We start from the raw sequence: 20,737 nt of genomic DNA, 5'->3' as shown, positions 1-20,737 counted from the left end.
TGTATACTTCAATGCTAATAATAATTAATTACATATATCTATAAAGTCAATTAAAATGAAAACTAATCAGGAATTACAGAAAGACGTTCAGGATGCTATTCGATGGGAGCCTTTATTGAACGCAGCAGAAATTGGTGTTACTGCCAAAGATGGTGTTATTACATTAACGGGCACTGTTGATACTTACTACAAAAAGGTAGAAGCAGAAACCGCGGCTAAAAATGTAGCCGGCGTGAAAGCGGTAGCCGAAGAGATCGTGATCAAATATGGCGACTATGGTAAAAAGAATGACACCGAAATTGCCAACGAAGTATTAAATGCCTGGAAATGGAACTGGGAAGTTCCCGAGGAAAAAATTAAGGTCAAAGTTGAAAACGGCTGGGTTACTTTAGAAGGTGAACTACAGTGGAATTACCAGCGCGAAGCAGCCAAAAAAGCCATTAATAACCTGTCTGGCGTTTTGGGGGTTACCAACAACATCAAGATCAAATCTGAAACGCACGATGCCATCGAAAAGAAAGCAATAGAATGCGCATTGCAGCGTAATTCATCAATTGACGACTTGGATATACAAGTTGACGTGGCTGGAAACAAGGTTACTTTAAGGGGTACCGTTGATTCATTTTACGCAAAAGATGAAGCAGAACAGATCGCCTGGAACGCGCCCGGAGTTTGGACAGTAGATAACGAACTGGTTATCGAATACGATAATTAGGAATTTGATTTTAGAAAAGCGGAGGTTAATTTCTTCCGCTTTTTTTTTGCCCGTTATGCTTTAAATAAATATCAAACACTTTATAAGTCAATCATGAAAAAACTGGAAAACAAAGTCGTCTTTATCACCGGGGGTAACTCGGGTATCGGTCGCGCCTGTGCATTTGAAGCGGCCCGCGAAGGTGCAAAAGTAGTAGTTGCTGATCTGGACACAGCCGACCACCAGCGAACGATTAACGAATTGAAACTTTTAGGTGCGGCATGTTTGTTTGTCGGCATTGACGTAGCGGATGTGGAAAGTGTTAAGCATGCCATTAATACGACGGTAGCAGAATTCGGCAGACTGGATGTGGCATTGAATAATGCCGGTATAGGCGGCCCCTATGGTGGCATCCATGATATGGATGAGCGCGAGTGGGACAGGATCATCCAAATTAATCTGACCGGGCAGTTTTACTGTATAAAATATGAATTACAGCAGTTTTTAAAACAGGGCGGCGGCGTAATTGTAAATATGTCCTCATTAGCAGGATTGAAAGCAGAGCATGGCCTGGTACCTTATACGGCGGCTAAGCACGGTGTTCTCGGTATAACCAAAAACATTGCCGTGCAGTATGGCGCTCAAAACATAAGAGGCAATGCTATTTGCCCTTATTATATTGATACGCCGCTTTTGCAGGCTGCGCCTGCAGAGGTACGAGGTGGCTGGCAAGCAGCAACGCCCATGAAAAGGCTGGGACAGCCGGAAGAGGTTGCGAAAGCATTTATTTATCTGGCTTGTGACGATTCCAGTTATTGTAACGGTACACAACTGATCCTTGATGGTGGGGTAATGTGCTGATATGTTTAAAGAAATATCCAACAGGTAAGTTAAAAGCATGGCATCCATACTTTATTTATTAAAGTGTGAATGATGTAATTCATTTACTGAATTATGTAATGCATCCTCCTGTAAAAATACCAACCTTTATTTTCAAAAAGAAAATGACAACAGCAAAAAGTTTAGGCATTTGGATGGATCATCAAAATGCACATATCATGGAATTTACAACTGATCCTATCGCTACAACAAGCGTTGAATCAAAATTTACGCATCAGGAAAAAGAACAAACCCTGGGCAGGAGCGAAAATTTGATGCACAATAAGGAGCAGCACGAGGAAGCCGATTATTACAAAGAGCTTGGAGAGATCATCAAAAATTATAATGATGTCATTCTTTTCGGGCCGACCGATGCAAAGGTTGAACTGCTGAATATTTTAAGGAAAGATCATCGCTTCGCGAATATCGTGATCGAAGTGCAGTCTGCGGATAAAATGACGGAGAACCAGCAGCATGCTTTTGTGAGGGAATATTTTTCAAAACGTTTATTCCTCAGTTAGCATAGGCGCAAAAGATAGGTTAGCTTAAAAACTTACGTGTTATCGTTCTATATCCGATGGAAAAATATAAGAAGGTTGCCATAATTGTCGCACATCCCGACGACGAAACGCTTTGGGCGGGTGGCACGATACTTAACCATCCCGAATGGGAGTGTTTTATTGTCACACTTTGCAGAAAAAGCGATCCGGACCGTGCGCCGAAATTTCACCGGGTACTAAAAGAGTTTAATGCGAATGGCGATATGGGAGACCTGGATGACGGTGCTGAACAAATCCCTTTGGCTGCTCGCCAGGTTCAACTCGAATTACTACAGCTCTTGCCCGCAACTGATTTTAACCTGATCCTTACCCATAACCCACATGGTGAATACACGACCCATATTCGCCACCAGGAAGTAAGTCAGGCCGTCATTAATTTATGGTATAATAGTGCAATAGTTACCGCTGAGCTTTGGGTGTTCGCTTACGAAGATCAAAACCGGCACTATTTTCCGAAGACGGTACCCGCGGCTGATCTTCATTTTTCCCTTGCCCTAAAGATTTGGAAACACAAATATGATATTATTACAAAACTGTATGGTTTTAATAAAGATAGCTGGGAAGCCCAAACCACTCCAAAAGAAGAAGCATTCTGGCAATTTTCCGACCCGAAAATAGCATTTAAATGGCTTAAAGATCAACAGAAACTATGAAAGTTTTATTACTATATGATTACCCGCCTACACCGGGCGGATTGGCCACACAAGGTGATCTGTTATACCGCGGCTTACTGGAAATCGGCGTTGATGCGCATGCGGTTAACCTGGAATCCGAAATAGAGAAAGAATGGTATTACCGTTGGTTTAAGCCGGATATCGTAGTAGGTATAGGTTATTGGGGAAACACCCCACAGGTGATATTGCATCCTCAGCGTTTCGGTATGCAGGCTGTTCCCTGGTTGGTGGCAGACGGGTATATTGCCAACTACCAGGATGTGCTGAATCAGCTCCCGCTGATCCTGGTTACCTCCAACTGGGTGAAGGAGATGTATGTTCGGGACGGAATCAGTGCCGACAATATAGAGGTACTGCCCGTTGGTTGCGATACCGATAAATTCTCACCCCGTCAAATAGATGATCCCAAGGTTTTGGCCATTCGCGAAGAATTGGGGATCGCTCATGATCAGTTGATGATCCTGACTATCGGAGGAGATGCCGCTTCAAAAGGAGCACGCGAGGTGATGCAGGCGCTTGCTGCATTGGATGTTAAAGTACCCTCCTGGAAATATATTTGTAAAGTATGGCCACAACCACGCACGATATTACAGAACATAGAAGACCTCGCACTTGCTAAAGAATTGGGGATTGACCAACGGGTTTCTTATGCTACAAGTGTTGTATCGAGGGATTTTATACCCTACCTGTTAGCAGCCTGTGATATTTATGCCGCACCCTCACGCCTGGAAGGCTTTGGTATGCCACAGGTTGAAGCCGGTGCCTGCGGGAAACCTGTAATAAGCATTAACGCAATGGGCATGCTCGATACGCTCGTTGCGGGCAAAACGGCATTACTGGCGCAAGTTGCTGAACGGATAACGGTTAGCGAGGTAACGCTTGGAGAAGCTGCGGGGTTTAAACCCGGAACGAAGATTCAATTTGACGTGCCTCGAACGGTCGATTACCGCGCCGACGTTAATGACATTCGCGATTTCCTGTTAAAATTATTAACTGATCCTAAACTTAGATCACAAATGGGTATGGCTGGCCGCCAGAGGGTGGTAGAAAACTTCGACTATCGGATAGTAGCCCAAAAATTTGTTAAGCTTATCAATGAAAAGATATTGACCTATAGTTAGCATATTATGAAGACAGGAAATTGGGACGAGATTGAAAAAGCCAAAAAGGCGGCAACCGATGTATTACTTCATAACGCGAACGGGCCTTTCCAGGGATTACCACGTACCGCCGGCTGGGGATATCCCGAACCCTATACACGGGACCTGATGCTTTCTATGTTAGGGATAGCCGTTTCAGGTAACAGCAAACTAATGGACACCATGCGAAAAACATTGGTGACGCTCGCCGCGAACCAAACGCCTAAAGGGCACATCCCCTCACTTGTACATGACCCGGAAGACCGGGGCTCCAGCGATACGACGCCTTTATTTTTATTGGCTGTTGGCATATTCAGGAAAGTAACAGCAGAGCATGATTTCCTGCAGGATGCGGTTAGCAGATCGTTAGTGTGGATGGAGTATCAAAGTCCGTCTGATCGATATTTGATCGGTCAGTTGCCCACGAGCGACTGGCGGGATGAACAGTGGGTATTAGGTTATGGTTTATATGTAAACACATTGGTATATTCTTATTTAAGGATCTTAGGCCAGGATGACCGTGCCGATAAATTTGAACATGATATGAAACGGTTCACAATAACCGGAAGTACGATACATCATCATGTACATGAAGGCCTCGTCGTGAAATACAAACCTTATTATGCCCTTTGGGCCTATAAGGTTTATAGCAGTGAACGGTTTGATCTTTTAGGCAATAGTATCGCCATACTTTCAGGTTTGGCACCAAAATCCAGGGCACAGGAGATGGTGGCGTGGATCGAGGGCGAATGTGCGGGGCTAAAGAAAAAAGGTGTTCTGCGTGGTAATTTACCACCCAATTTCTTTCCATTCATGCAGCCTGAAGACCCGGACTGGATCCCGCGTTATACGGAGTTTAATTTGCCCGGCGACTATCATAATGGCGGCATCTGGCCATTTATAACCGCCTTTTACATTGCAGCCCTGGTTGCAGCAGGCAGGTTCCAACTCGCCAGGCTGAAGTTGTTTGCATTGACGGAAATGGTTAAGCTGGCTCAAAACAAGGACCTGGAATTCGGCTTTAATGAGTGGCATAAAGCGCAGGACGGCCTGCCGCGCGGGCAGGATTGGCAAACCTGGTCGGCTGCGCTTTATCTATACGCGGCAAAATGTGTTGAAGAACAAGAAACGCCTTTTTTTGATGAAATGCGGAGATAGAAAACCGATGGCATTGTAGCAGAAGTGCAGGTGGAGAAAAATGAATCTAAAAATGGACAACAGGTGGGGGTGCTTGCCTTATAAGCAAGTATAAACCAAAGAAAAACTTCCTTTTAAAATTGCAATCTTATCAAGTGTGCGATTACGAAATTTTTCACTTGTGGCCCATGAAAAGGTCTATGATGTACTAATACCAAAAAAATGCCCAACCAACGCCGTTACTCCCATAGCAACTGTACCCCAAAAACCTATCCTGACTACGGCCCTGGTTATATCCGATCCCCCGGCACCTGCGGCAACCGCACCGAGGAGCATCAGGAAAAGGATTGACAAACCATATTGAAGATATACCATATATTTCAACGGGGCAAATATGGAAACAAGAAATGGCAATAGGGCTCCCATACTAAATGATGCAAGTGAGGCCATAGCTGCCTGTAAGGGTCTTGCATTGGTTATTTCGTTCATGCCTAATTCATCTCTTGCATGAGCCTGAAGAGCGTTGTGATTAGTGAGCTGGACAGCGACCTTATGGGCAAGTTCTGCATCAAGCCCCCGACCTACATAGATTTCTGAGAGTTCTTTTAGTTCGATCTCAGGCATTGTGCGGATTTCCTCCCGCTCTCTTTTCAGGTCTGCACTTTCGGTATCTGCCTGAGAACTTACCGAAACATATTCACCTGCGGCCATTGACATGGCCCCGGCAATCATTCCGGCTAAAGCAGCCAGCACTATAGCATGTCTGTCAGGTGAAGCGGCTGCTACACCAATGACAATACTTGTAGTTGAAAGGATACCATCATTAGCGCCTAACACCGACGCCCGAAGCCATCCCATCCGCGTTACATAATGCTTTTCTACATAAATATTTTTTTCTACCATAACTAAGAAGATCTGAAATTACGTTTGTCGCCTTCTGATTTTTCATCCCCTGGCCACAAGCGGTTGAATATTTTATAAGATAGCAATAAGACACAAATTAGTTAAAGGAAGTGTGAATTATGTAACTATCAACTGGAATTGCGTAATACCCCCTGCAAAGAAATCAAGCAAATTTGTATTATAATTTAACTAAGTAATAAACAACCACCATGAAAAAAGTAATAATAATAGCGACAGCTTTTGCCTCGATACTGATCATCACCAGTTGTAACCAAGCATCTAAAAAGGATTTAAAAGATGCAAATCAAAATTTTAAAGCCGCGAACAAAGATCTGAAGGAAGCGGTAACCGACGCTGACAGTACAGCAAGGAAAAATGCTAAGAACAATTGGATGAATTTTAAAGCGCAATCGGATAGCTCCATTTTAGTAATGAATAAACGGGTTGACACCATTAAACTGAACATCGCTAAGGCGAATAAAAGAGACCAGAAAAGACTTACGGACAATTTGAATAAAACCAGGCAAAACATAGATACATTACGGGCCCATTTAGATCAGCGGAATATCGAATTCAATAAAGACTTTTCAAAGTTTAACTCATCAGTAAATGCAAAAAACGAATCTTTTAAAAGAGAATTCAAACACGATACAAAAGAGATCGGAACTGCTTTAAAAGATATTTTTAAAGATAATGTGAAGTAGTCCGAAACACTTTTTATCTGTCTGTTTACCTTTTCGATATATGTGTTTTTCCGCCACGGCAAGTTTTGGAGCCGGTGTTATGCTAACAGTAATCGGTGTTGCATCGTTAAAAAAAGTAAGACACCGCTCGCAGGTGTTATTCGCTGCGATCCCGTTGATCTTTGCGGTACAGCAAATTTCGGAAGGGGTGCTGTGGCTCGTCTTGCCCCATCCTGAATTATTGCATTTTAAAAATGGCATTACCTATTTCTTCCTGATCTTCGCCCAAATTATCTGGCCTTTGTGGCTACCTGTTGCCGTACTATTACTGGAGAAATCAAAGACCCGTAAAATATTTCAGAAAGTACTGGCCGGAATTGGATTACTCGTGTCATGTTACCTCACTTATTGCCTGATTGTTTACCCGGTTCATGCCATATTAAACTGTTATCATATCGACTACGAACAGATCTATCCGGAGAAATTCAGGGTTGCAGGCGGGCTGCTGTACATCATTGCCACAATCGTACCGCCACTGTTTTCCCATATTAAAAGAATGTGGATATTGAGTTTAACGGTTTTTATCTCCTATATCATAACGACCGCCTTTTATGATAACTATGTGGTGTCTGTATGGTGTTTTTTTGCTTCAGTGGTCAGCTTAGCCGTCTATTACATTATGTATGAGGTACAGCAATCGCCTCATGAAATAAAAGCTAAAGGCCGGACATAGTTTAACTTCTAATTAGCCATCAATCAAATGGTATAACTGTTTTAAAGTGTGAATCATGTAAATAATTAAAAGAATTGCATAACGCATCTGCTTCTAAAAGAAACAAGCTTTGCATAGTATTAAATTAAACATAAAAACATGTTTTACTACAACAACTTCGGTGGTATGGATTTTATCTGGTGGTGCATATGGGGCATGCTGCTGTTTTGGATATTTATTATCCCTTATGATATTCCCGGTCAGCGCCGCAAAAAAACAGGTCCTTTTGCAAATATACAAATGCGCTTAGCCACCGGTGAAATAGGACCGGAAGAATACCACGAGCGGAAAGGCCTTATTGAGATAGACGCGATCAGGCATACCTGATCTATGCTGTCATTTTACATCTTAAAAAAAATTAATAATAATCAACATGAAAAATAGCGAAGATCTGGAAATAAGACCGATGAAAGGTTTTAATGATAACATTGAAGGTGAAGTATTGGAGAATAGTAATTTCCGCAAAGTTTTGTATACAAGTAACCACCTGCAAGTCGTACTAATGAGCCTTCAACCCGGCGAAGACATTGGAGAGGAGATACATAATGCAAACGACCAATTCTTCCGCTTTGAAAGTGGCAGCGGAAGATGCATAATTAACGGCAATGTTTATGAGATTAAAAATGGAGATGCCATTGTGGTGCCGGCAGGTGCCAAGCATAATGTGATCAATACAGATGCCAACAATGAGTTGAAAATGTACACCATATATGCCCCGCCACACCATAAAGATGGCATCGTACGTGCAACTAAAAAAGAAGCGGAGGAAAATCCGGAAAAGTTTGAAGGCACAACCACCGAGTAAATACAGGCTGGATAGTTACACTTTTCTCGTTAAATGACCTGGTTATCAGAATAAGTCAGGGTAATGAGGGGTATAGGCGCAAAACTACTATTAGTCTTGCGCCTATACCCCTTAAAGGTGATATCAAACATGATTACAGTTGATGATCGTCATACCATTTAGGAGAAATATTCGGCAGATTTGATCAATGCCAAAAGGCAACATCCACTGCTATGAAACAACTGATCATCCGATATTGTCCGCCCTTTCACTTACTTGTAGATCTCGCCAGACAACTTTTAAACCAGTAGTTTGAAATGAAGATCTACATCAAGAACATGGTTTGCATCCGCTGCAAGATATTAGTTAAACAACAGCTTAAAAAGTTAGCTATTCCATACATGGCAGTTGAGTTAGGCGAAGTCGAAATCACCGGCGATATCAGCAGTGAGCAAATGGCAGATTTCAAAACGGCTTTGCAAAGGTTTGGCCTGGATGTTCTTGATAACAGAAAAAGCTTACTGATCGACAAAATAAAAAAAGTGATCATTGAACTGATCCATTATGAAGAAGGACTGGTTAAGCTTAATTTTTCCGATCATCTCAGTAAAAAGCTAAACCATGATTATACCTACATGGCCAATCTTTTTTCAGAAGTAGAAGGAATAAATGTGGAGCACTATTTGATCACTCATAAAATTGAACGGGTAAAGGAATTATTAATCTACGATAAACTTTCACTGACTGCTATATCTTACAAGTTGCAATACAGCAGTGTAGCACACCTTTGTAATCAATTTAAAAAAATAACCGGTTTAACACCCACACATTTCAAAAAGTTCAAAGAGCATGTTATACCTTAAAAGCAATTCAGACGGCTCACTCGTAACCGCTTTTGATGATGGTCTGAATCATTTTAAAACGGCCGTTAGGTTTGATATAATTTGGCAGGTGTGCAGGTATAATGATACCCATACCAGTATCTAAATGACTGGAAACATTGTCTATAACGATCTCGGCACTACCCTCGATAATTTGCGCGAATGTATCAAAGGGGCTGGTCTTCTCCGTTAGACCCTCACCACTATCAAACGACATAATGCTGATATTTCCGGTTGATTTTTTTATAATGGTTTTGATCACAACTGAATTGGGCACATATTCAATAATTTCCACGATGATGTGAGCTTTTGCGGTCTCCATTTCCGAAATTTCTGGCTTTTTGATTTCCATGGTATGAGGTTATTTTTGGAGTGTCTGTTATTGGTAGTGTAATCATACTCAATTCCGCCGCACCGTGGTACTGTTTTATATCTTTCTTCGGGGAACCTTAAGCAGTCGCGATCTATGCTGTAAAGATGAGGGCATTTAAGCAGAGATTATTACACAACTTGTTAAATAAGTTACATCATTCACACATCAGTATGAATGATTAGAAACTGATAACTCTTCAAAAGCGGGTGTATGTTTATTAACCTGTGTGACTTTTAATGTATGGTTTATTTATTTAACATTTAAGTTAAAACTATTGTCCCATTTGTTGCTTATGTCTATGTTAATAAACATTTAAGGGTTTAGCCAAACATAATGAGAGTAAGGTTTAACCCTGTTATGTTAGACTACAATCACCTTTGCTTCTAACAACGACTCATCGTTGTAATACGGTTTCCATTTCCTCACTTATTATTAAACACGTTCAATACCATGAAATTCTATATTAAAAATATGGTATGTATCCGTTGTAAAATGATCGTTAAACAAGAGCTCAAAAGGCTTTCATTTCACTATATAAAAGTAGAATTAGGCGAGGTGGAGATCATAGAAGATGTATCATCAGCCCAAATGATTGTATTCAAATCAAACCTGCTTAAATATGGACTGGAATTGCTGGACGATAAAAAGAGTATACTCATAGAAAAGATAAAGAAGGTAATTGTAGAACTGATCCATTATGCAGAAGAGCCGACCAAAGTCAATTTCTCTGACTATTTAAGCGAAAAGCTCAATTATGATTACACCTACATGGCCAACCTCTTCTCTGAGGTAGTAGGCATTAACATTGAGCATTATGTCATTATGCACAAAATTGAACGGGTAAAGGAATTATTGGTATACGATGAATTATCGCTCACAGAAATTGCTGATAAACTACACTACAGCAGTGTTGCCCACCTTTCTAATCAATTTAAAAAGATCACCGGTTTAACGCCTTCCCATTTCAAAAAATTCAAAGAAAACAGGCAATTGGGGATCGTAAATCCATAGCTATCTCTATTCCGGATTAACATCACTTGAACTTAACCAAGTCCTTAAAAATCAGTTACCCGAACTATTCCTTCGAGCTTGAACAATCTGCCCGCCTTCCGAAAGCCTGCCAAGCTGGATTGCTGAAAACCGGGTTTTCAGAAAGCTCACCAATTCCTGCTGCTGCTCCGTCATCGTCACCTGACAGGAACACGACTCTCCTGCCACCATGTATAGCGGGATCTTCATATAGAATGGCAGCGATCGAATGGTTGAAGTCCTTGACCAGGTTTCCACGATGATGAGTAACGGAGAGAATGACCAGTAATAACTTATTAATACGAAGGCAACCGTGTAAAGTGATTAGCATCGTCTTTTCAAATGTCCGTCGTCACTAATTAACCAAAAGGGAATACGGATATTTGAAATACTGCACAATATATAATTGAAAAACAAATTGCTGATCACATCCGATGGGTTTATGAATTAGCAGCCAATAGCATAAGCAATTACGAGTATAAAAAACATTATAAATTGAATACTAAAAACTAATGGCAAAATAATTTGACATTCTGTTAATAGATCAACTCATGAAAAATAAAAATTTATTCGCCTCTGTTATATTTATAATTGTATTCGCTATCGGTCTTGTTATTGATTATTCAATACAAGGCATTTCAACTTCAATAGAAAGTACCATTATAGGTGTAGTAGCACTAATAATTGCGTCGTTTATTTCTTCGTCTATCAAAATTGCCGATCCCTGGGATAAAGCTGTGGTACTACGCCTTGGCAAATTTCATTCACTCAAAGGCCCCGGTTTGTTTTTTATAATACCCGTATTGGACACTATCCCTTACTGGATCGATACCAGGGTAATTACCACCTCTTTCAAAGCTGAGAAAACCCTGACCAAAGATACCGTGCCTGTTGATGTTGATGCAGTATTATTTTGGAAAGTACTGGACCCGCAAAAAGCCGCTCTTGAAGTTGCAGATTATATCAGTGCCATCAGTTGGGCTTCACAAACGGCATTGCGGGATGTTATCGGCAAAACCATGTTATCGGATATGCTGGAAGGAAGAGACAAAATCAGCAATTTGCTTCAAAAAATAATTGACGAACGTACCGAGCCTTGGGGGATAAATGTCAATTCGGTTGAAGTTAAAGATGTCCTAATACCGGCCTCGCTTGAAAACGCGATGTCTATGCAGGCCCAGGCGGAACGTGAAAGGCAGGCAAGGGTAATATTAGGGGACTCCGAGCGGCAGGTTGCAGAGAAGTTTGGCGAAGCCGCGCTTACTTATGCAAATAACCCGGTGGCCTTGCATTTGCGTGCCATGAATATGCTCTACGAAGGCTTAAAGCAAAATTCTACTATTGTTATCGTACCAAGTTCAGCAGTGGAAACAATGGGCTTAGGAAGTATGGCCGGCTTGACCGCATTAACTATGGGTATTGGACAGGATAAAAAGGATAAAATAGAAAAAGGGAACGAAACGGTAAAAGCAACAGAGTAAACTAAAGAAGGTATTTTTTCAAATTCGCCTCTTTTTATTGACAAAAGCAGGAACCGGCAATTTGGACATTAAAATAACATGTAAATCAATATACAATGGAACGTAATATTAAGAGCCTTATAAATTATAACATAGCAGCCACAGATGGCATGATTGGTGAAGTGGAAGAATTTTACTTTGATGATAAAAGCTGGAAAATACGATACCTGGTTGTTAAAACTGGTAACTGGCTATCCGGGCGAAAGGTATTGATCGCGCCGCATGCCCTTCTTAAACAACCCTGGCAAGATGGTTTCTTCCCAGTTAATTTAACAAAGAAACAGATCGAAAACAGCCCCGATATTGATACCGATAAACCGGTATCGCGCCAGCAGGAAATAGAACTATATGGCCATTACCAATGGGAAAGCTATTGGGGGAGCGGCTTTTACGGTGGCGGTTCCTTAGGTGTGAGTATGCCGTTCCCGGTTTTAGATCAAAAGGTTTTAATTGAAGCCGACAAAAAGGATAAGCATACTGACGACGACATCCATTTACGTAGTACGGGCAGCATAACAGGCTACCATATTCATACGACCAACGGAGAGATCGGCCATATCATTGATTTTATCGTTGATGATCAAACCTGGCAAATTAAATTTATCGTTATAGATACCCATAACTGGTTCGGAGGCAAAAAAGTATCGATCCCGGTAGCACACGTTAAAGAAATAAATTGGAGCGAAAACAAAATACACCTTGATATAACCTCCTCTGTGGTTGACAAAAGCATTCTTTTCAAAGAGGCCGATTACCCGCAAGTTCAAACAGTCAATTAATGAAGGATAAAGATGTATTGCACGGCCTTTACGTCGAATTGGTCAAGTTGCAAAAGGAGATCATCGCTTCCGGACTTAAATTACTTGTCATTTTAGAAGGGAGAGATGCGGCCGGGAAGGACGGTACGATTAAAAGGATCGTTAAGCATTTAAGCCCGCGGGAAACGATCGTGGTGGCATTAGGAAAACCTTCTGACCATCAGGAAAAGGATTGGTATTTCCAGCGATACATCGCGCATTTGCCTGCCTCAGGAGAATTGGTTCTGTTCAACAGAAGTTGGTATAACCGTGCTGGTGTTGAAAAAGTAATGAAGTTTTGCACTCATCAACAATATAAATCATTTTTTAAAGAGGTTGAATTATTCGAGGAAATGATGGCTAACGCCGGTTTTATTATTGTGAAATACTACCTCGATATCAGTAAGGAAGAACAGGAAAAGCGGTTTGATGAACGAAAAAAAGATCCGCTTAAACAGTGGAAAATAAGCCCGGTTGACGAGGCTGCAACCAAACATTGGAAAGATTACTCTGATGCGCGGGATGAAATGCTGCTCAAAACCGATTTTAGGCACGCCCCCTGGTTTATTGTTAGCGCGGATGACAAAGACGACACCCATATCAACCTGATCACGCATTTACTGAAGGGTCGCGATTATAAGCACAAAGATCACATGGCTTTATCTCACGCTTGTGACTTTGTTTATCCGGCCACGCCTAAAAACATAAAGGAAAAGCTATTTCAATAATCCCAAACTAAAAAATGAAGGCTATTCTAAAACATGCGGACGAGAAATTAAACTGCGGCAAAATTGTTTCGGTACGGGGCAGCGTTATAGATGCCCGTTTTGACCACTCTCTCCCTGCCGTTTATGCCCTGCTCCATGCAGGCGAACAACGGGAAATTGCCATCGAAGTACTTTCGCAATTGGATGAGCACACGGTAAGGGGAATAGCGCTAACACCTACCCAAGGCCTGGCACGTGGTATGCGAATAGAAACTGACGGAAACGAATTGATGGTTCCTGTTGGCGAACGTACGCTTGGCAGGATGTTCGATGTGTTCGGAAACACCATCGACCATTTAAAACCATTAGCGGAAGGCGAAAAACGAAATGTCCACCAATCTCCTCCACCATTAGATAAACGGGCGACTAATTCGCAGGTTTTTAAAACAGGTATTAAAGCGATAGATGTATTGATACCGTTGGAGCGTGGCGGCAAAGCCGGTTTATTTGGTGGAGCAGGCGTAGGCAAAACAGTTTTATTAACAGAGATGATCCACAATATGGTGGGCCAGAACAAAGGGGTTAGCATGTTTTGCGGCATTGGCGAACGCTGCCGTGAAGGCAATGAGCTATATGACGCGATGAAAGATGCCGGGCTGCTTAAAAATATGATCATGATGTTTGGGCAGATGAATGAGCCGCCTGGAGCCCGTTTTCGGGTTGGCCATGCTGCTTTAACCATGGCCGAATATTTCCGGGATGATGAGCATAAAGATGTTTTATTATTGATCGATAATATCTTCCGGTTTATCCAGGCTGGTATGGAGGTCTCAGGTTTAATGGGGCAAATGCCATCGCGTTTGGGTTATCAGCCTACACTGGAGACGGAATTGTCGGCCCTTGAGGAAAGGATCGCTAATACAGATGCCGGGGCAATTACTTCTATACAGGCGGTATATGTACCGGCCGATGACCTAACCGACCCGGCTGCCGTTCATGCGTTTTCGCACCTTTCGGCAACTATTGTGCTTTCGCGCGAAAGGGCCAGCGAAGGCCTTTATCCATCTATTGATTTTCTGCAATCTAATTCAAAAATGGCTACGCCGGGAATTATTGGCGACCGGCATTACCAGCTCGCCCAGCAGATCCGGCAAACGCTGGCACAATATGAAGACCTGAAGGATATTATTTCTATGCTGGGTATGGAGCAATTGTCAACAGGCGACAGGCTCGTTGTAAACCGCGCCAGACGGCTGGAGCGGTTTTTAACACAACCCTTTTTTGCTACCGAACAATTTAGTGGCGTAAAAGGAGAATTGGTTAGCTTGAAAGATGCGCTCGATGGTTGTGAACGTATTTTGGCAGACGAATTTAAAGACTTGCCTGAAAATGCTTTTTACATGATCGGAAATATAGACGAAGCACTAAAGAATAAAGGCGTCAATAAGGACGGCCCGGTTGCCGCAAAACCTGTGATCAAATAGAAGCGAAAAATATGGACCTTAAGATATTACTTCCCTATAAAGTTTTTGCCGATGTAAAAAACGTCAGTAACATCGTTGCAGAGACAATCGAAGGGTCTGTTGGCTTTCTGCCGCAAAGGCTGGATTGCGTTGCGGTACTGGTCCCTGGGATTTTCAGTTACAAAACAGACAAGGTACATTATTTAGCCGTGGACGAAGGCCTTTTTGTAAAAGCCGGGTCGCAGGTACTGGTTTCCGTTAGAAATGCGGTTGGCGGCGTTGAGTTAGGAAAATTAGCTGAAACAGTAAAAAATGAGTTTAAGAATGCAGATGAAAATGAAGAAAAAGTTCGGCACATGGCCTCACAACTGGAAAGTGGGTTTCTTTCCAGGTTAAAGAAATTTCAACAACTATAAAATGGCACAACCGGAAAATGACACCGATTTTTTTGGCCGGATGATCTCGACTAAGGAAAAAAGAAAATTAAAGGCACTCGATGAAAAAAAAAGAGCGGAGTGGTTTGGTTTCGGCATGTTCGGTATGGTTGGCTGGTCGGTTGCCGCACCAACTTTTTTGAGCACAATGGGCGGAATTTGGCTGGATAAAAATCATCCCCAATCCTTCTCATGGACAGTAACCTGCCTGATAACAGGCTTGGTGGTAGGTTGTATTATCGCCTGGAATTGGGTAATAAAAGAAGATAAATAGTATAAAATAATTTGATGATGATAGTAGTAGCATTAATAGGCGGATTGATATTAGGCATCCTGTTTTTTGGCGGTTTATGGCTGACTGTAAAAAGAACTTTAGGTTCGCCATACGTTGCATTATGGCTTTTGGGAAGCTCACTGATAAGAACGGGTATTGTATTAACCGGGTTTTATTTCATGGCCCAGGGCAGTTTGTTACAATTACTGGTAAGTGTCGCCGGGTTTATTGCGGGTCGCCTTTTAATTTTAAGGCTCACCAGGCAGATCGAGCAAAAGCAAGTTATCGTAACAGAAAGCAGCCCATTATGAATTTAACGCCAGATCAGACCATATTTTGGAGCAATGGTTTTATCACCATCAACCTCACCATCGTCACTACGTGGGGGGTTATGTTATTTATGGTGATCGGTGCCATACTGATTACGCGCAAGTTGAAAACTACGCATAAAATTTCCCGATGGCAGTGTATCCTCGAAATGATCGTAACGGGCATCAATGAACAGATCAAAGAAGTCGGGCTCGAAAACCCCGAACAATACATTGGCTTTATCGGTACACTTTTTCTATTCATTGCCATGTGTAACTTCTGGATCGTTTTACCCTGGTATCAGCCACCGACAGGTTCCCTTTCCACCACTGCCGCATTGGCGATCGCCGTGTTTTTGGCCGTGCCTTTTTTTGGCATTCAAAAGAGCGGCTTCTTCGCCTATCTGAAGACCTACATCAAGCCAACTTTCATTATGTTGCCTTTCAATATCATTAGCGAATTATCAAGAACGCTGGCACTGGCCATCAGGTTATTTGGGAATATTATGAGCGGTGGAATGATCATCGCCATTTTGTTAAGCATATCTCCTTTATTTATTCCTATTGTCATGAAGGCCCTTGGCCTCCTTACCGGGATGGTACAGGCCTATATCTTTAGTATCCTGGCTACGGTTTATATCGCGGCAGCGGTACAGGAAAGCATCAAAAAGAAAAAATTAGTAAATAAAAGCACCAATTAAATAGATAAAAATGGATAATGTATCAGTAATAGCAGTAGCATCAATTATTACAGCTGGCCTCACAACAGGTATCGGTTGTATGTTCCCGGCATTAAGTGAAGGTAAGGCGGTAGCAACCGCTTTAAGTTCCATAGCGCAACAGCCGGACGCGGCGCCCACCATAACCAGGACCCTGTTTGTCGGCCTGGCCATGATCGAGTCAACAGCCATTTATTGCTTCGTGGTTTCCATGATCCTGATCTTTGCAAACCCATTCTGGACACACATTATTGCTAAATAACACACCATGCAAATTAATTGGTTTACGGTAATCGCGCAGATCGTCAATTTCCTGGTGTTGGTTTGGCTGATGAAAAAATATCTCTATAAGCCTATTCTGGCGGCTATTGATGAGCGCGAAAAAAAGATAGCTGCTGAGCTTGCGGACGCCAAAAGCAAAATGACTGAGGCAAAGAAAGAACAGGATGAGTTTCAACAAAAAAACAACGATTTTGATAAGCACAAAAAGAAGCTAATGGACCAGGCAACATCAGATGCTGATAAGGAACGGGAAAAGCTTTTGGATACTGCAAAAAAGGAAGCTGCAGGTGTAAAAGAAAAACTGGAAGCAGCATCAAAGGAATTACAAGAAAATTTGAGCGATGAGATATCAAAGAAAACACAGGATGAGGTTTTCGCTATCGCAAAAAAAGCCCTCGCCGAATTGGCTTCAACTGACCTTGAAGAACAATCCGTTCATGTTTTTATCAAGAAGATAAAAGCGATCACTGACAAAGATAAAAAACAGTTCATCAGCGCTTTCCATTCGGATTCGGCCCCGATAAAGGTTAAAAGTGCTTATGACTTAGCTGAAAAGGATCAAAAAGGCATACGATCCGCAATTGCGGATATACTTGGAGATGAAGTTAAATATGAGTTTAAGACGGATCGTAAAATGATCAGCGGGATCGAACTGGCAGCTAATGGGTACAAACTATCCTGGAGTTTAGCCGCGTATGTTAATTCACTGGAAAAGAGTGTAGCGACGACAATAAACAAAACTCATCAAGCTGTAAAGTAATAACAATATGCCTTCAAGTACTTTAAAAAAGAGTATAGCCGACACTTTCCACCAGTTGGATAAGGGTTTAGCGGAGCACGTATTCGCATTCGCACCCCGCGAGGTTGGCTATGTGACCAGCGTTGCCACGGGTATTGTAAAAGTTTCGGGATTGGAAGGTGCCGGCTTTGAAGAACTACTTAAATTTTCGGAAGACCTGTACGGCATTGCCTATAATTTGGATGAAGATGAGATCGGCGTTATCCTGCTTGGTGAAGATACTTTATTGAATGCCGGAGACGAAGTAGAGCGTACCGGCCGGGTGATGGATATCCCGGTAGGCGACCATTTGATCGGCCGGGTAATTGATCCCATGGGGATACCCATTGATGGGAAAGGCAATATCGCAACCAACAAAAGGTTACCCATTGAACGGCCTTCGCCCGCTATCATGGACCGAACGGCTGTAAATGCGCCTTTACAAACCGGCATAAAAGTTATTGACGCACTAATTCCAATTGGGCGTGGCCAGCGTGAACTGATCGTGGGCGACCGGCAAACCGGCAAAACACAAATAGCAATTGATACCATACTTAACCAGCAAGGAAAAGATGTGGTTTGCATTTACTGTGCTATTGGGCAACGCGCTGCCGCTGTCGCCAAGGTTATCGCCAACCTGGAACAAAAAGGTGCCATGGATTATACCGTAGTTATGGTGGCCGAAGGTAACCATGCTGCGGGATTGAAATATATTGCTCCTTACGCGGCAACCAGCATAGCCGAACACTTTATGGAAGAGGGCCGTAACGTGCTCATTGTATATGACGATCTTACGCATCACGCGCGGGCCTATCGTGAACTTTCGCTGCTGTTACGCAGACCACCCGGACGAGAAGCATTTCCGGGTGATATTTTTTATATTCACTCCAGGTTGCTGGAACGGGCTACGCACCTGAGCGCTCAATTAAAAGGCGGATCGCTGACGGCCTTACCTATTATCGAAACTGAAGCGCAAAATATCTCCGCGTATATCCCAACCAATCTGATCTCTATTACCGATGGACAGATCTATCTATCACCCAAACTATTTGAAGCCGGAAATTTACCGGCAGTTGATGTGGGTAAATCAGTTTCCCGTGTCGGGTCTGCTGCACAGTTACCCGCTTACAAATCTATTGTCAGCTTGAAATTACAATACGCGCAATTTGAAGAGCTGGAAAACTTTTCTCGCTTTGGCACCCGGCTGGATGAAAATACTAAAAAGGTGATCGATCATGGCCTGCGTATCCGAAGTTGCCTCAAACAAAACGAATTGCATCCCTTAACAGTTTCAGAACAAATAGTTGTATTATTGGCTTTAACGAATGGGCTTTTTGATGCTATACCCGTAGATAAGATCGCCGATGCCGAAGCGGCTATTCTTAAAGACATGGGGCAGTTTCCTGCCGAGGTGCTCAAACGGCTTTTTGCTGACAAACCTTTAAACGACGCAGACCATGATACGATCCTGAAAATCGCCGGCGAACTTCTTGCTCAATTTAACGAAAAGCCGGAAGCGGAAAAACCAGAACCTGATAAACCCTCGAAGTAATGGATACGCTGGAAGATCTGAACCGGAAATTGGATGGTGCAAAAGATATCAAATCGGTTGTTAAAGCCATGAAGGCGATGGCTGCTGCCAATATTTCACAATATGAAGCGGCGGTAGCTTCACTTGGCGATTACTATAATACCGTTACACTGGGTATTAAGGCTTATTTAAGAGCGGAAAAAATACAAACGGTAATTGAAAAGCCGGGAGCCGGAAAAGATGAAGATCAAACAGTTTGTGTTATTGTCTTCGGATCGGATCTTGGGCTGGTAGGCCAGTTCAATGACCTGCTGTCCGGTTTCGTGCAACAATCTTTTAATGTTATTACCGGTAAAAAGGAAATTTGGGTAATCGGCGAACGTATCCAGGCGCTTTTAGCAGACGCAGGGCTTAATATTACGAAGTCTTACGCTGTTCCTGTTTCTATTGATGCCGTTACACCGTTAATTCAAAGTCTTTTGATCGAAATTGAGGAAATTCGTGAAACCAGGCATCTAAAGCAGTTTTATGTGTTTCATAATCAGCCCAAAACCGGGTCGAGCTATGAGCCGGTTTTGCAAAGGTTATTGCCGCTTGACGAAAAATGGATGCAGGATCTGATGGCTGTACAATGGCCGACAAATACCATACCCGAAGTAATTGGCAATACCGTGACCACACTAAGCGCACTTATCAATGCCTATCTATTCGTTTCAGTATTTAGAGGAAGTACTGAGTCGCTGGCGGCGGAAAACGCGAGCCGCTTGGAAGCTATGCAACGGGCGGAAAAAAGCATAAGTGATATGCTGGAAAGCCTGGGCAAGAAATTCCAGCGTTTGCGCCAAAGCATGATCGATGAAGAGCTTTTTGACGTGGTTTCCGGATTTGAAGCTTTGAAGAAAAAGTCAGACAGATAAATGGTAACAAAATAACATTACAAACATGAAAAATCAATTTGAAAAGCTAAACAAGCAAGAACGACTACTTTTATTTAGTGCTCCGGCTTTGGTGTCGGTGTTGGCGGCAAGCGAAGAAAATAAAATTTCAAAGACAGATAAAGCAGACGCGATTTATCTGGCACATTTAAAGACATTCACCGCAGCGTTTCTACTTTTGCCATATTATGATGAAGTAGACAAAAACTTTAAGCTCAATTTCAACAATATAGTCGATAAATATTCGCCGCTCGATAATATCAGCCGGGAAAAATTAAAAGAGAAGATAAATACCGCAAATATTGTAATTGATAAGCTTGACAAAACATTTGCACTTGCACTTCATAAAAGTCTGCAAGATTATGAACAACATGTAAAGCACGCTGATATGGGATTAGTTGATTTTATAATTCCGGTACCTGTACCAGGAATAACGGATTAAAAAATCAACTAATCAATTCGAAACCCGTCCGGTTAGTGG

The 20,737-nt window shown here is 42.3% G+C and carries 27 protein-coding genes; 25 read left to right on the top strand and 2 right to left on the bottom strand.

Annotated elements, in window-relative coordinates:
* Positions 1 to 55: 55 nt before the first annotated feature.
* From ACFSYC_RS12500 to ACFSYC_RS12475, 6 genes are all read left to right on the top strand, one after another.
* Positions 56 to 715, top strand: a complete 660-nt coding sequence (locus ACFSYC_RS12500) for a BON domain-containing protein (protein ID WP_377127962.1) — start codon at positions 56 to 58, stop codon at positions 713 to 715.
* Between the two features lie 93 nt (positions 716 to 808).
* Positions 809 to 1,555 carry an SDR family NAD(P)-dependent oxidoreductase gene (locus tag ACFSYC_RS12495; RefSeq protein WP_377127960.1) on the top strand — a complete coding sequence of 249 codons (747 nt, stop codon included), beginning with the start codon at positions 809 to 811 and terminating at the stop codon, positions 1,553 to 1,555.
* A 65-nt stretch (positions 1,556 to 1,620) separates the two neighbouring features.
* Positions 1,621 to 2,094: a hypothetical protein gene (locus ACFSYC_RS12490; RefSeq protein ID WP_377127957.1), complete on the top strand. Its 474-nt coding sequence runs from the start codon at positions 1,621 to 1,623 to the stop codon at positions 2,092 to 2,094.
* A 56-nt stretch (positions 2,095 to 2,150) separates the two neighbouring features.
* Positions 2,151 to 2,786, top strand: coding sequence for a PIG-L family deacetylase (locus ACFSYC_RS12485; protein ID WP_377127954.1), 636 nt, complete (start codon positions 2,151 to 2,153; stop codon positions 2,784 to 2,786).
* Entirely contained in the window at positions 2,783 to 3,928 is a 1,146-nt protein-coding gene (locus ACFSYC_RS12480) for a glycosyltransferase family 4 protein (RefSeq protein WP_377127951.1), read from the top strand. Before ACFSYC_RS12485 ends, ACFSYC_RS12480 begins: the two co-directional genes overlap by 4 nt.
* Before the next feature lie 6 nt (positions 3,929 to 3,934).
* Positions 3,935 to 5,104 (top strand): glycoside hydrolase 100 family protein, encoded by a 1,170-nt coding sequence (locus ACFSYC_RS12475; protein WP_377127948.1) that lies wholly within the window; start codon positions 3,935 to 3,937, stop codon positions 5,102 to 5,104.
* Positions 5,105 to 5,281: 177 nt separating this feature from the next.
* Here the strand turns inward: ACFSYC_RS12475 and ACFSYC_RS12470 are convergent, their stop codons facing one another.
* The gene (locus ACFSYC_RS12470; RefSeq protein WP_377127945.1) at positions 5,282 to 5,986 is read right to left on the bottom strand and encodes a VIT1/CCC1 transporter family protein; all 705 of its coding nucleotides are present in this window, start codon (positions 5,984 to 5,986) and stop codon (positions 5,282 to 5,284) included.
* A 209-nt stretch (positions 5,987 to 6,195) separates the two neighbouring features.
* On the opposite strand from ACFSYC_RS12470, the gene ACFSYC_RS12465 reads away from it, so the two are divergent.
* The 5 genes from ACFSYC_RS12465 (at position 6,196) to ACFSYC_RS12445 (ending at position 9,088) form a co-directional block, all read left to right on the top strand.
* Positions 6,196 to 6,690 (top strand): hypothetical protein, encoded by a 495-nt coding sequence (locus ACFSYC_RS12465; RefSeq protein ID WP_377127942.1) that lies wholly within the window; start codon positions 6,196 to 6,198, stop codon positions 6,688 to 6,690.
* 40 nt (positions 6,691 to 6,730) lie between these two features.
* Positions 6,731 to 7,402 (top strand): DUF6629 family protein, encoded by a 672-nt coding sequence (locus tag ACFSYC_RS12460; protein WP_377127939.1) that lies wholly within the window; start codon positions 6,731 to 6,733, stop codon positions 7,400 to 7,402.
* A gap of 138 nt (positions 7,403 to 7,540) precedes the next feature.
* Complete coding sequence (locus ACFSYC_RS12455) at positions 7,541 to 7,768, top strand: SHOCT domain-containing protein (protein ID WP_377127936.1); 228 nt, start codon at positions 7,541 to 7,543, stop codon at positions 7,766 to 7,768.
* 46 nt (positions 7,769 to 7,814) lie between these two features.
* Entirely contained in the window at positions 7,815 to 8,246 is a 432-nt protein-coding gene (locus tag ACFSYC_RS12450; RefSeq protein WP_377127933.1) for a cupin domain-containing protein, read from the top strand.
* A gap of 296 nt (positions 8,247 to 8,542) precedes the next feature.
* Positions 8,543 to 9,088: a helix-turn-helix domain-containing protein gene (locus tag ACFSYC_RS12445; RefSeq protein WP_377127930.1), complete on the top strand. Its 546-nt coding sequence runs from the start codon at positions 8,543 to 8,545 to the stop codon at positions 9,086 to 9,088.
* A gap of 16 nt (positions 9,089 to 9,104) precedes the next feature.
* On the opposite strand, the gene ACFSYC_RS12440 is transcribed toward ACFSYC_RS12445, so the two are convergent.
* Positions 9,105 to 9,458 (bottom strand): cupin domain-containing protein, encoded by a 354-nt coding sequence (locus ACFSYC_RS12440; RefSeq protein ID WP_377127927.1) that lies wholly within the window; start codon positions 9,456 to 9,458, stop codon positions 9,105 to 9,107.
* Between the two features lie 471 nt (positions 9,459 to 9,929).
* Between ACFSYC_RS12440 and ACFSYC_RS12435 the strand changes: the two genes are divergently transcribed.
* The 14 genes from ACFSYC_RS12435 to ACFSYC_RS12370 all read left to right on the top strand — a co-directional run bounded on the left by ACFSYC_RS12435 (position 9,930) and on the right by ACFSYC_RS12370 (position 20,698).
* Positions 9,930 to 10,490: a helix-turn-helix domain-containing protein gene (locus ACFSYC_RS12435; protein WP_377127925.1), complete on the top strand. Its 561-nt coding sequence runs from the start codon at positions 9,930 to 9,932 to the stop codon at positions 10,488 to 10,490.
* Positions 10,491 to 11,059: 569 nt separating this feature from the next.
* Positions 11,060 to 11,989 (top strand): slipin family protein, encoded by a 930-nt coding sequence (locus tag ACFSYC_RS12430; protein ID WP_377127922.1) that lies wholly within the window; start codon positions 11,060 to 11,062, stop codon positions 11,987 to 11,989.
* A gap of 95 nt (positions 11,990 to 12,084) precedes the next feature.
* Complete coding sequence (locus tag ACFSYC_RS12425; protein WP_377127919.1) at positions 12,085 to 12,807, top strand: PRC-barrel domain-containing protein; 723 nt, start codon at positions 12,085 to 12,087, stop codon at positions 12,805 to 12,807.
* Positions 12,807 to 13,553, top strand: a complete 747-nt coding sequence (gene ppk2 / locus ACFSYC_RS12420) for a polyphosphate kinase 2 (protein WP_354431489.1) — start codon at positions 12,807 to 12,809, stop codon at positions 13,551 to 13,553. Before ACFSYC_RS12425 ends, ppk2 begins: the two co-directional genes overlap by 1 nt.
* A 14-nt stretch (positions 13,554 to 13,567) precedes the next feature.
* Positions 13,568 to 15,016 carry a F0F1 ATP synthase subunit beta gene (atpD, locus tag ACFSYC_RS12415; protein WP_377127915.1) on the top strand — a complete coding sequence of 483 codons (1,449 nt, stop codon included), beginning with the start codon at positions 13,568 to 13,570 and terminating at the stop codon, positions 15,014 to 15,016.
* Between the two features lie 11 nt (positions 15,017 to 15,027).
* Entirely contained in the window at positions 15,028 to 15,411 is a 384-nt protein-coding gene (locus ACFSYC_RS12410) for a F0F1 ATP synthase subunit epsilon (RefSeq protein WP_128532108.1), read from the top strand.
* A gap of 1 nt (position 15,412) precedes the next feature.
* Entirely contained in the window at positions 15,413 to 15,703 is a 291-nt protein-coding gene (locus ACFSYC_RS12405) for an AtpZ/AtpI family protein (RefSeq protein WP_377127912.1), read from the top strand.
* A 14-nt stretch (positions 15,704 to 15,717) separates the two neighbouring features.
* Positions 15,718 to 16,014, top strand: coding sequence for an ATP synthase subunit I (locus tag ACFSYC_RS12400; protein ID WP_348080952.1), 297 nt, complete (start codon positions 15,718 to 15,720; stop codon positions 16,012 to 16,014).
* A complete protein-coding gene (locus tag ACFSYC_RS12395; RefSeq protein WP_128532103.1) occupies positions 16,011 to 16,712 on the top strand; it encodes a F0F1 ATP synthase subunit A in 702 nt (233 codons plus the stop codon). Before ACFSYC_RS12400 ends, ACFSYC_RS12395 begins: the two co-directional genes overlap by 4 nt.
* A gap of 10 nt (positions 16,713 to 16,722) precedes the next feature.
* Positions 16,723 to 16,992, top strand: coding sequence for a F0F1 ATP synthase subunit C (locus ACFSYC_RS12390; RefSeq protein WP_128532102.1), 270 nt, complete (start codon positions 16,723 to 16,725; stop codon positions 16,990 to 16,992).
* Positions 16,993 to 16,998: 6 nt separating this feature from the next.
* Positions 16,999 to 17,772: a F0F1 ATP synthase subunit B family protein gene (locus ACFSYC_RS12385; RefSeq protein WP_377127908.1), complete on the top strand. Its 774-nt coding sequence runs from the start codon at positions 16,999 to 17,001 to the stop codon at positions 17,770 to 17,772.
* A 7-nt stretch (positions 17,773 to 17,779) separates the two neighbouring features.
* A complete protein-coding gene (locus tag ACFSYC_RS12380) occupies positions 17,780 to 19,342 on the top strand; it encodes an alternate F1F0 ATPase, F1 subunit alpha (protein ID WP_377127905.1) in 1,563 nt (520 codons plus the stop codon).
* A complete protein-coding gene (locus tag ACFSYC_RS12375) occupies positions 19,342 to 20,238 on the top strand; it encodes a F0F1 ATP synthase subunit gamma (protein WP_377127902.1) in 897 nt (298 codons plus the stop codon). Before ACFSYC_RS12380 ends, ACFSYC_RS12375 begins: the two co-directional genes overlap by 1 nt.
* A 25-nt stretch (positions 20,239 to 20,263) precedes the next feature.
* The gene (locus ACFSYC_RS12370; protein WP_377127899.1) at positions 20,264 to 20,698 is read left to right on the top strand and encodes a hypothetical protein; all 435 of its coding nucleotides are present in this window, start codon (positions 20,264 to 20,266) and stop codon (positions 20,696 to 20,698) included.
* Positions 20,699 to 20,737 lie beyond the last annotated feature (39 nt).

The sequence above is a fragment of the Mucilaginibacter antarcticus genome, assembly GCF_042686155.1.
Lineage (GTDB): Bacteria > Bacteroidota > Bacteroidia > Sphingobacteriales > Sphingobacteriaceae > Mucilaginibacter > Mucilaginibacter antarcticus.
Note: the sequence above shows the minus strand (reverse complement) of the source record. Positions and strands in the feature narration are given on the sequence as shown.

Bases quoted from the DNA above. Each gene is read 5' to 3' on its own strand.
- ACFSYC_RS12470 (WP_377127945.1), bottom strand. From the start codon at position 5,986: ATGGTAGAAAAAAATATTTATGTAGAAAAGCATTATGTAACGCGGATG.
- atpD (WP_377127915.1), top strand. From the start codon at position 13,568: ATGAAGGCTATTCTAAAACATGCGGACGAGAAATTAAACTGCGGCAAA.
- ACFSYC_RS12400 (WP_348080952.1), top strand. From the start codon at position 15,718: ATGATGATAGTAGTAGCATTAATAGGCGGATTGATATTAGGCATCCTG.
- ACFSYC_RS12445 (WP_377127930.1), top strand. From the start codon at position 8,543: ATGAAGATCTACATCAAGAACATGGTTTGCATCCGCTGCAAGATATTA.
- ACFSYC_RS12410 (WP_128532108.1), top strand. From the start codon at position 15,028: ATGGACCTTAAGATATTACTTCCCTATAAAGTTTTTGCCGATGTAAAA.
- ACFSYC_RS12475 (WP_377127948.1), top strand. From the start codon at position 3,935: ATGAAGACAGGAAATTGGGACGAGATTGAAAAAGCCAAAAAGGCGGCA.
- ACFSYC_RS12455 (WP_377127936.1), top strand. From the start codon at position 7,541: ATGTTTTACTACAACAACTTCGGTGGTATGGATTTTATCTGGTGGTGC.
- ACFSYC_RS12390 (WP_128532102.1), top strand. From the start codon at position 16,723: ATGGATAATGTATCAGTAATAGCAGTAGCATCAATTATTACAGCTGGC.
- ACFSYC_RS12465 (WP_377127942.1), top strand. From the start codon at position 6,196: ATGAAAAAAGTAATAATAATAGCGACAGCTTTTGCCTCGATACTGATC.
- ACFSYC_RS12380 (WP_377127905.1), top strand. From the start codon at position 17,780: ATGCCTTCAAGTACTTTAAAAAAGAGTATAGCCGACACTTTCCACCAG.
- ACFSYC_RS12480 (WP_377127951.1), top strand. From the start codon at position 2,783: ATGAAAGTTTTATTACTATATGATTACCCGCCTACACCGGGCGGATTG.
- ACFSYC_RS12435 (WP_377127925.1), top strand. From the start codon at position 9,930: ATGAAATTCTATATTAAAAATATGGTATGTATCCGTTGTAAAATGATC.
- ACFSYC_RS12440 (WP_377127927.1), bottom strand. From the start codon at position 9,458: ATGGAAATCAAAAAGCCAGAAATTTCGGAAATGGAGACCGCAAAAGCT.
- ACFSYC_RS12450 (WP_377127933.1), top strand. From the start codon at position 7,815: ATGAAAAATAGCGAAGATCTGGAAATAAGACCGATGAAAGGTTTTAAT.
- ACFSYC_RS12485 (WP_377127954.1), top strand. From the start codon at position 2,151: ATGGAAAAATATAAGAAGGTTGCCATAATTGTCGCACATCCCGACGAC.
- ACFSYC_RS12495 (WP_377127960.1), top strand. From the start codon at position 809: ATGAAAAAACTGGAAAACAAAGTCGTCTTTATCACCGGGGGTAACTCG.
- ACFSYC_RS12460 (WP_377127939.1), top strand. From the start codon at position 6,731: ATGTGTTTTTCCGCCACGGCAAGTTTTGGAGCCGGTGTTATGCTAACA.
- ACFSYC_RS12405 (WP_377127912.1), top strand. From the start codon at position 15,413: ATGGCACAACCGGAAAATGACACCGATTTTTTTGGCCGGATGATCTCG.
- ACFSYC_RS12430 (WP_377127922.1), top strand. From the start codon at position 11,060: ATGAAAAATAAAAATTTATTCGCCTCTGTTATATTTATAATTGTATTC.
- ppk2 (WP_354431489.1), top strand. From the start codon at position 12,807: ATGAAGGATAAAGATGTATTGCACGGCCTTTACGTCGAATTGGTCAAG.
- ACFSYC_RS12425 (WP_377127919.1), top strand. From the start codon at position 12,085: ATGGAACGTAATATTAAGAGCCTTATAAATTATAACATAGCAGCCACA.
- ACFSYC_RS12500 (WP_377127962.1), top strand. From the start codon at position 56: ATGAAAACTAATCAGGAATTACAGAAAGACGTTCAGGATGCTATTCGA.
- ACFSYC_RS12375 (WP_377127902.1), top strand. From the start codon at position 19,342: ATGGATACGCTGGAAGATCTGAACCGGAAATTGGATGGTGCAAAAGAT.
- ACFSYC_RS12370 (WP_377127899.1), top strand. From the start codon at position 20,264: ATGAAAAATCAATTTGAAAAGCTAAACAAGCAAGAACGACTACTTTTA.
- ACFSYC_RS12385 (WP_377127908.1), top strand. From the start codon at position 16,999: ATGCAAATTAATTGGTTTACGGTAATCGCGCAGATCGTCAATTTCCTG.
- ACFSYC_RS12395 (WP_128532103.1), top strand. From the start codon at position 16,011: ATGAATTTAACGCCAGATCAGACCATATTTTGGAGCAATGGTTTTATC.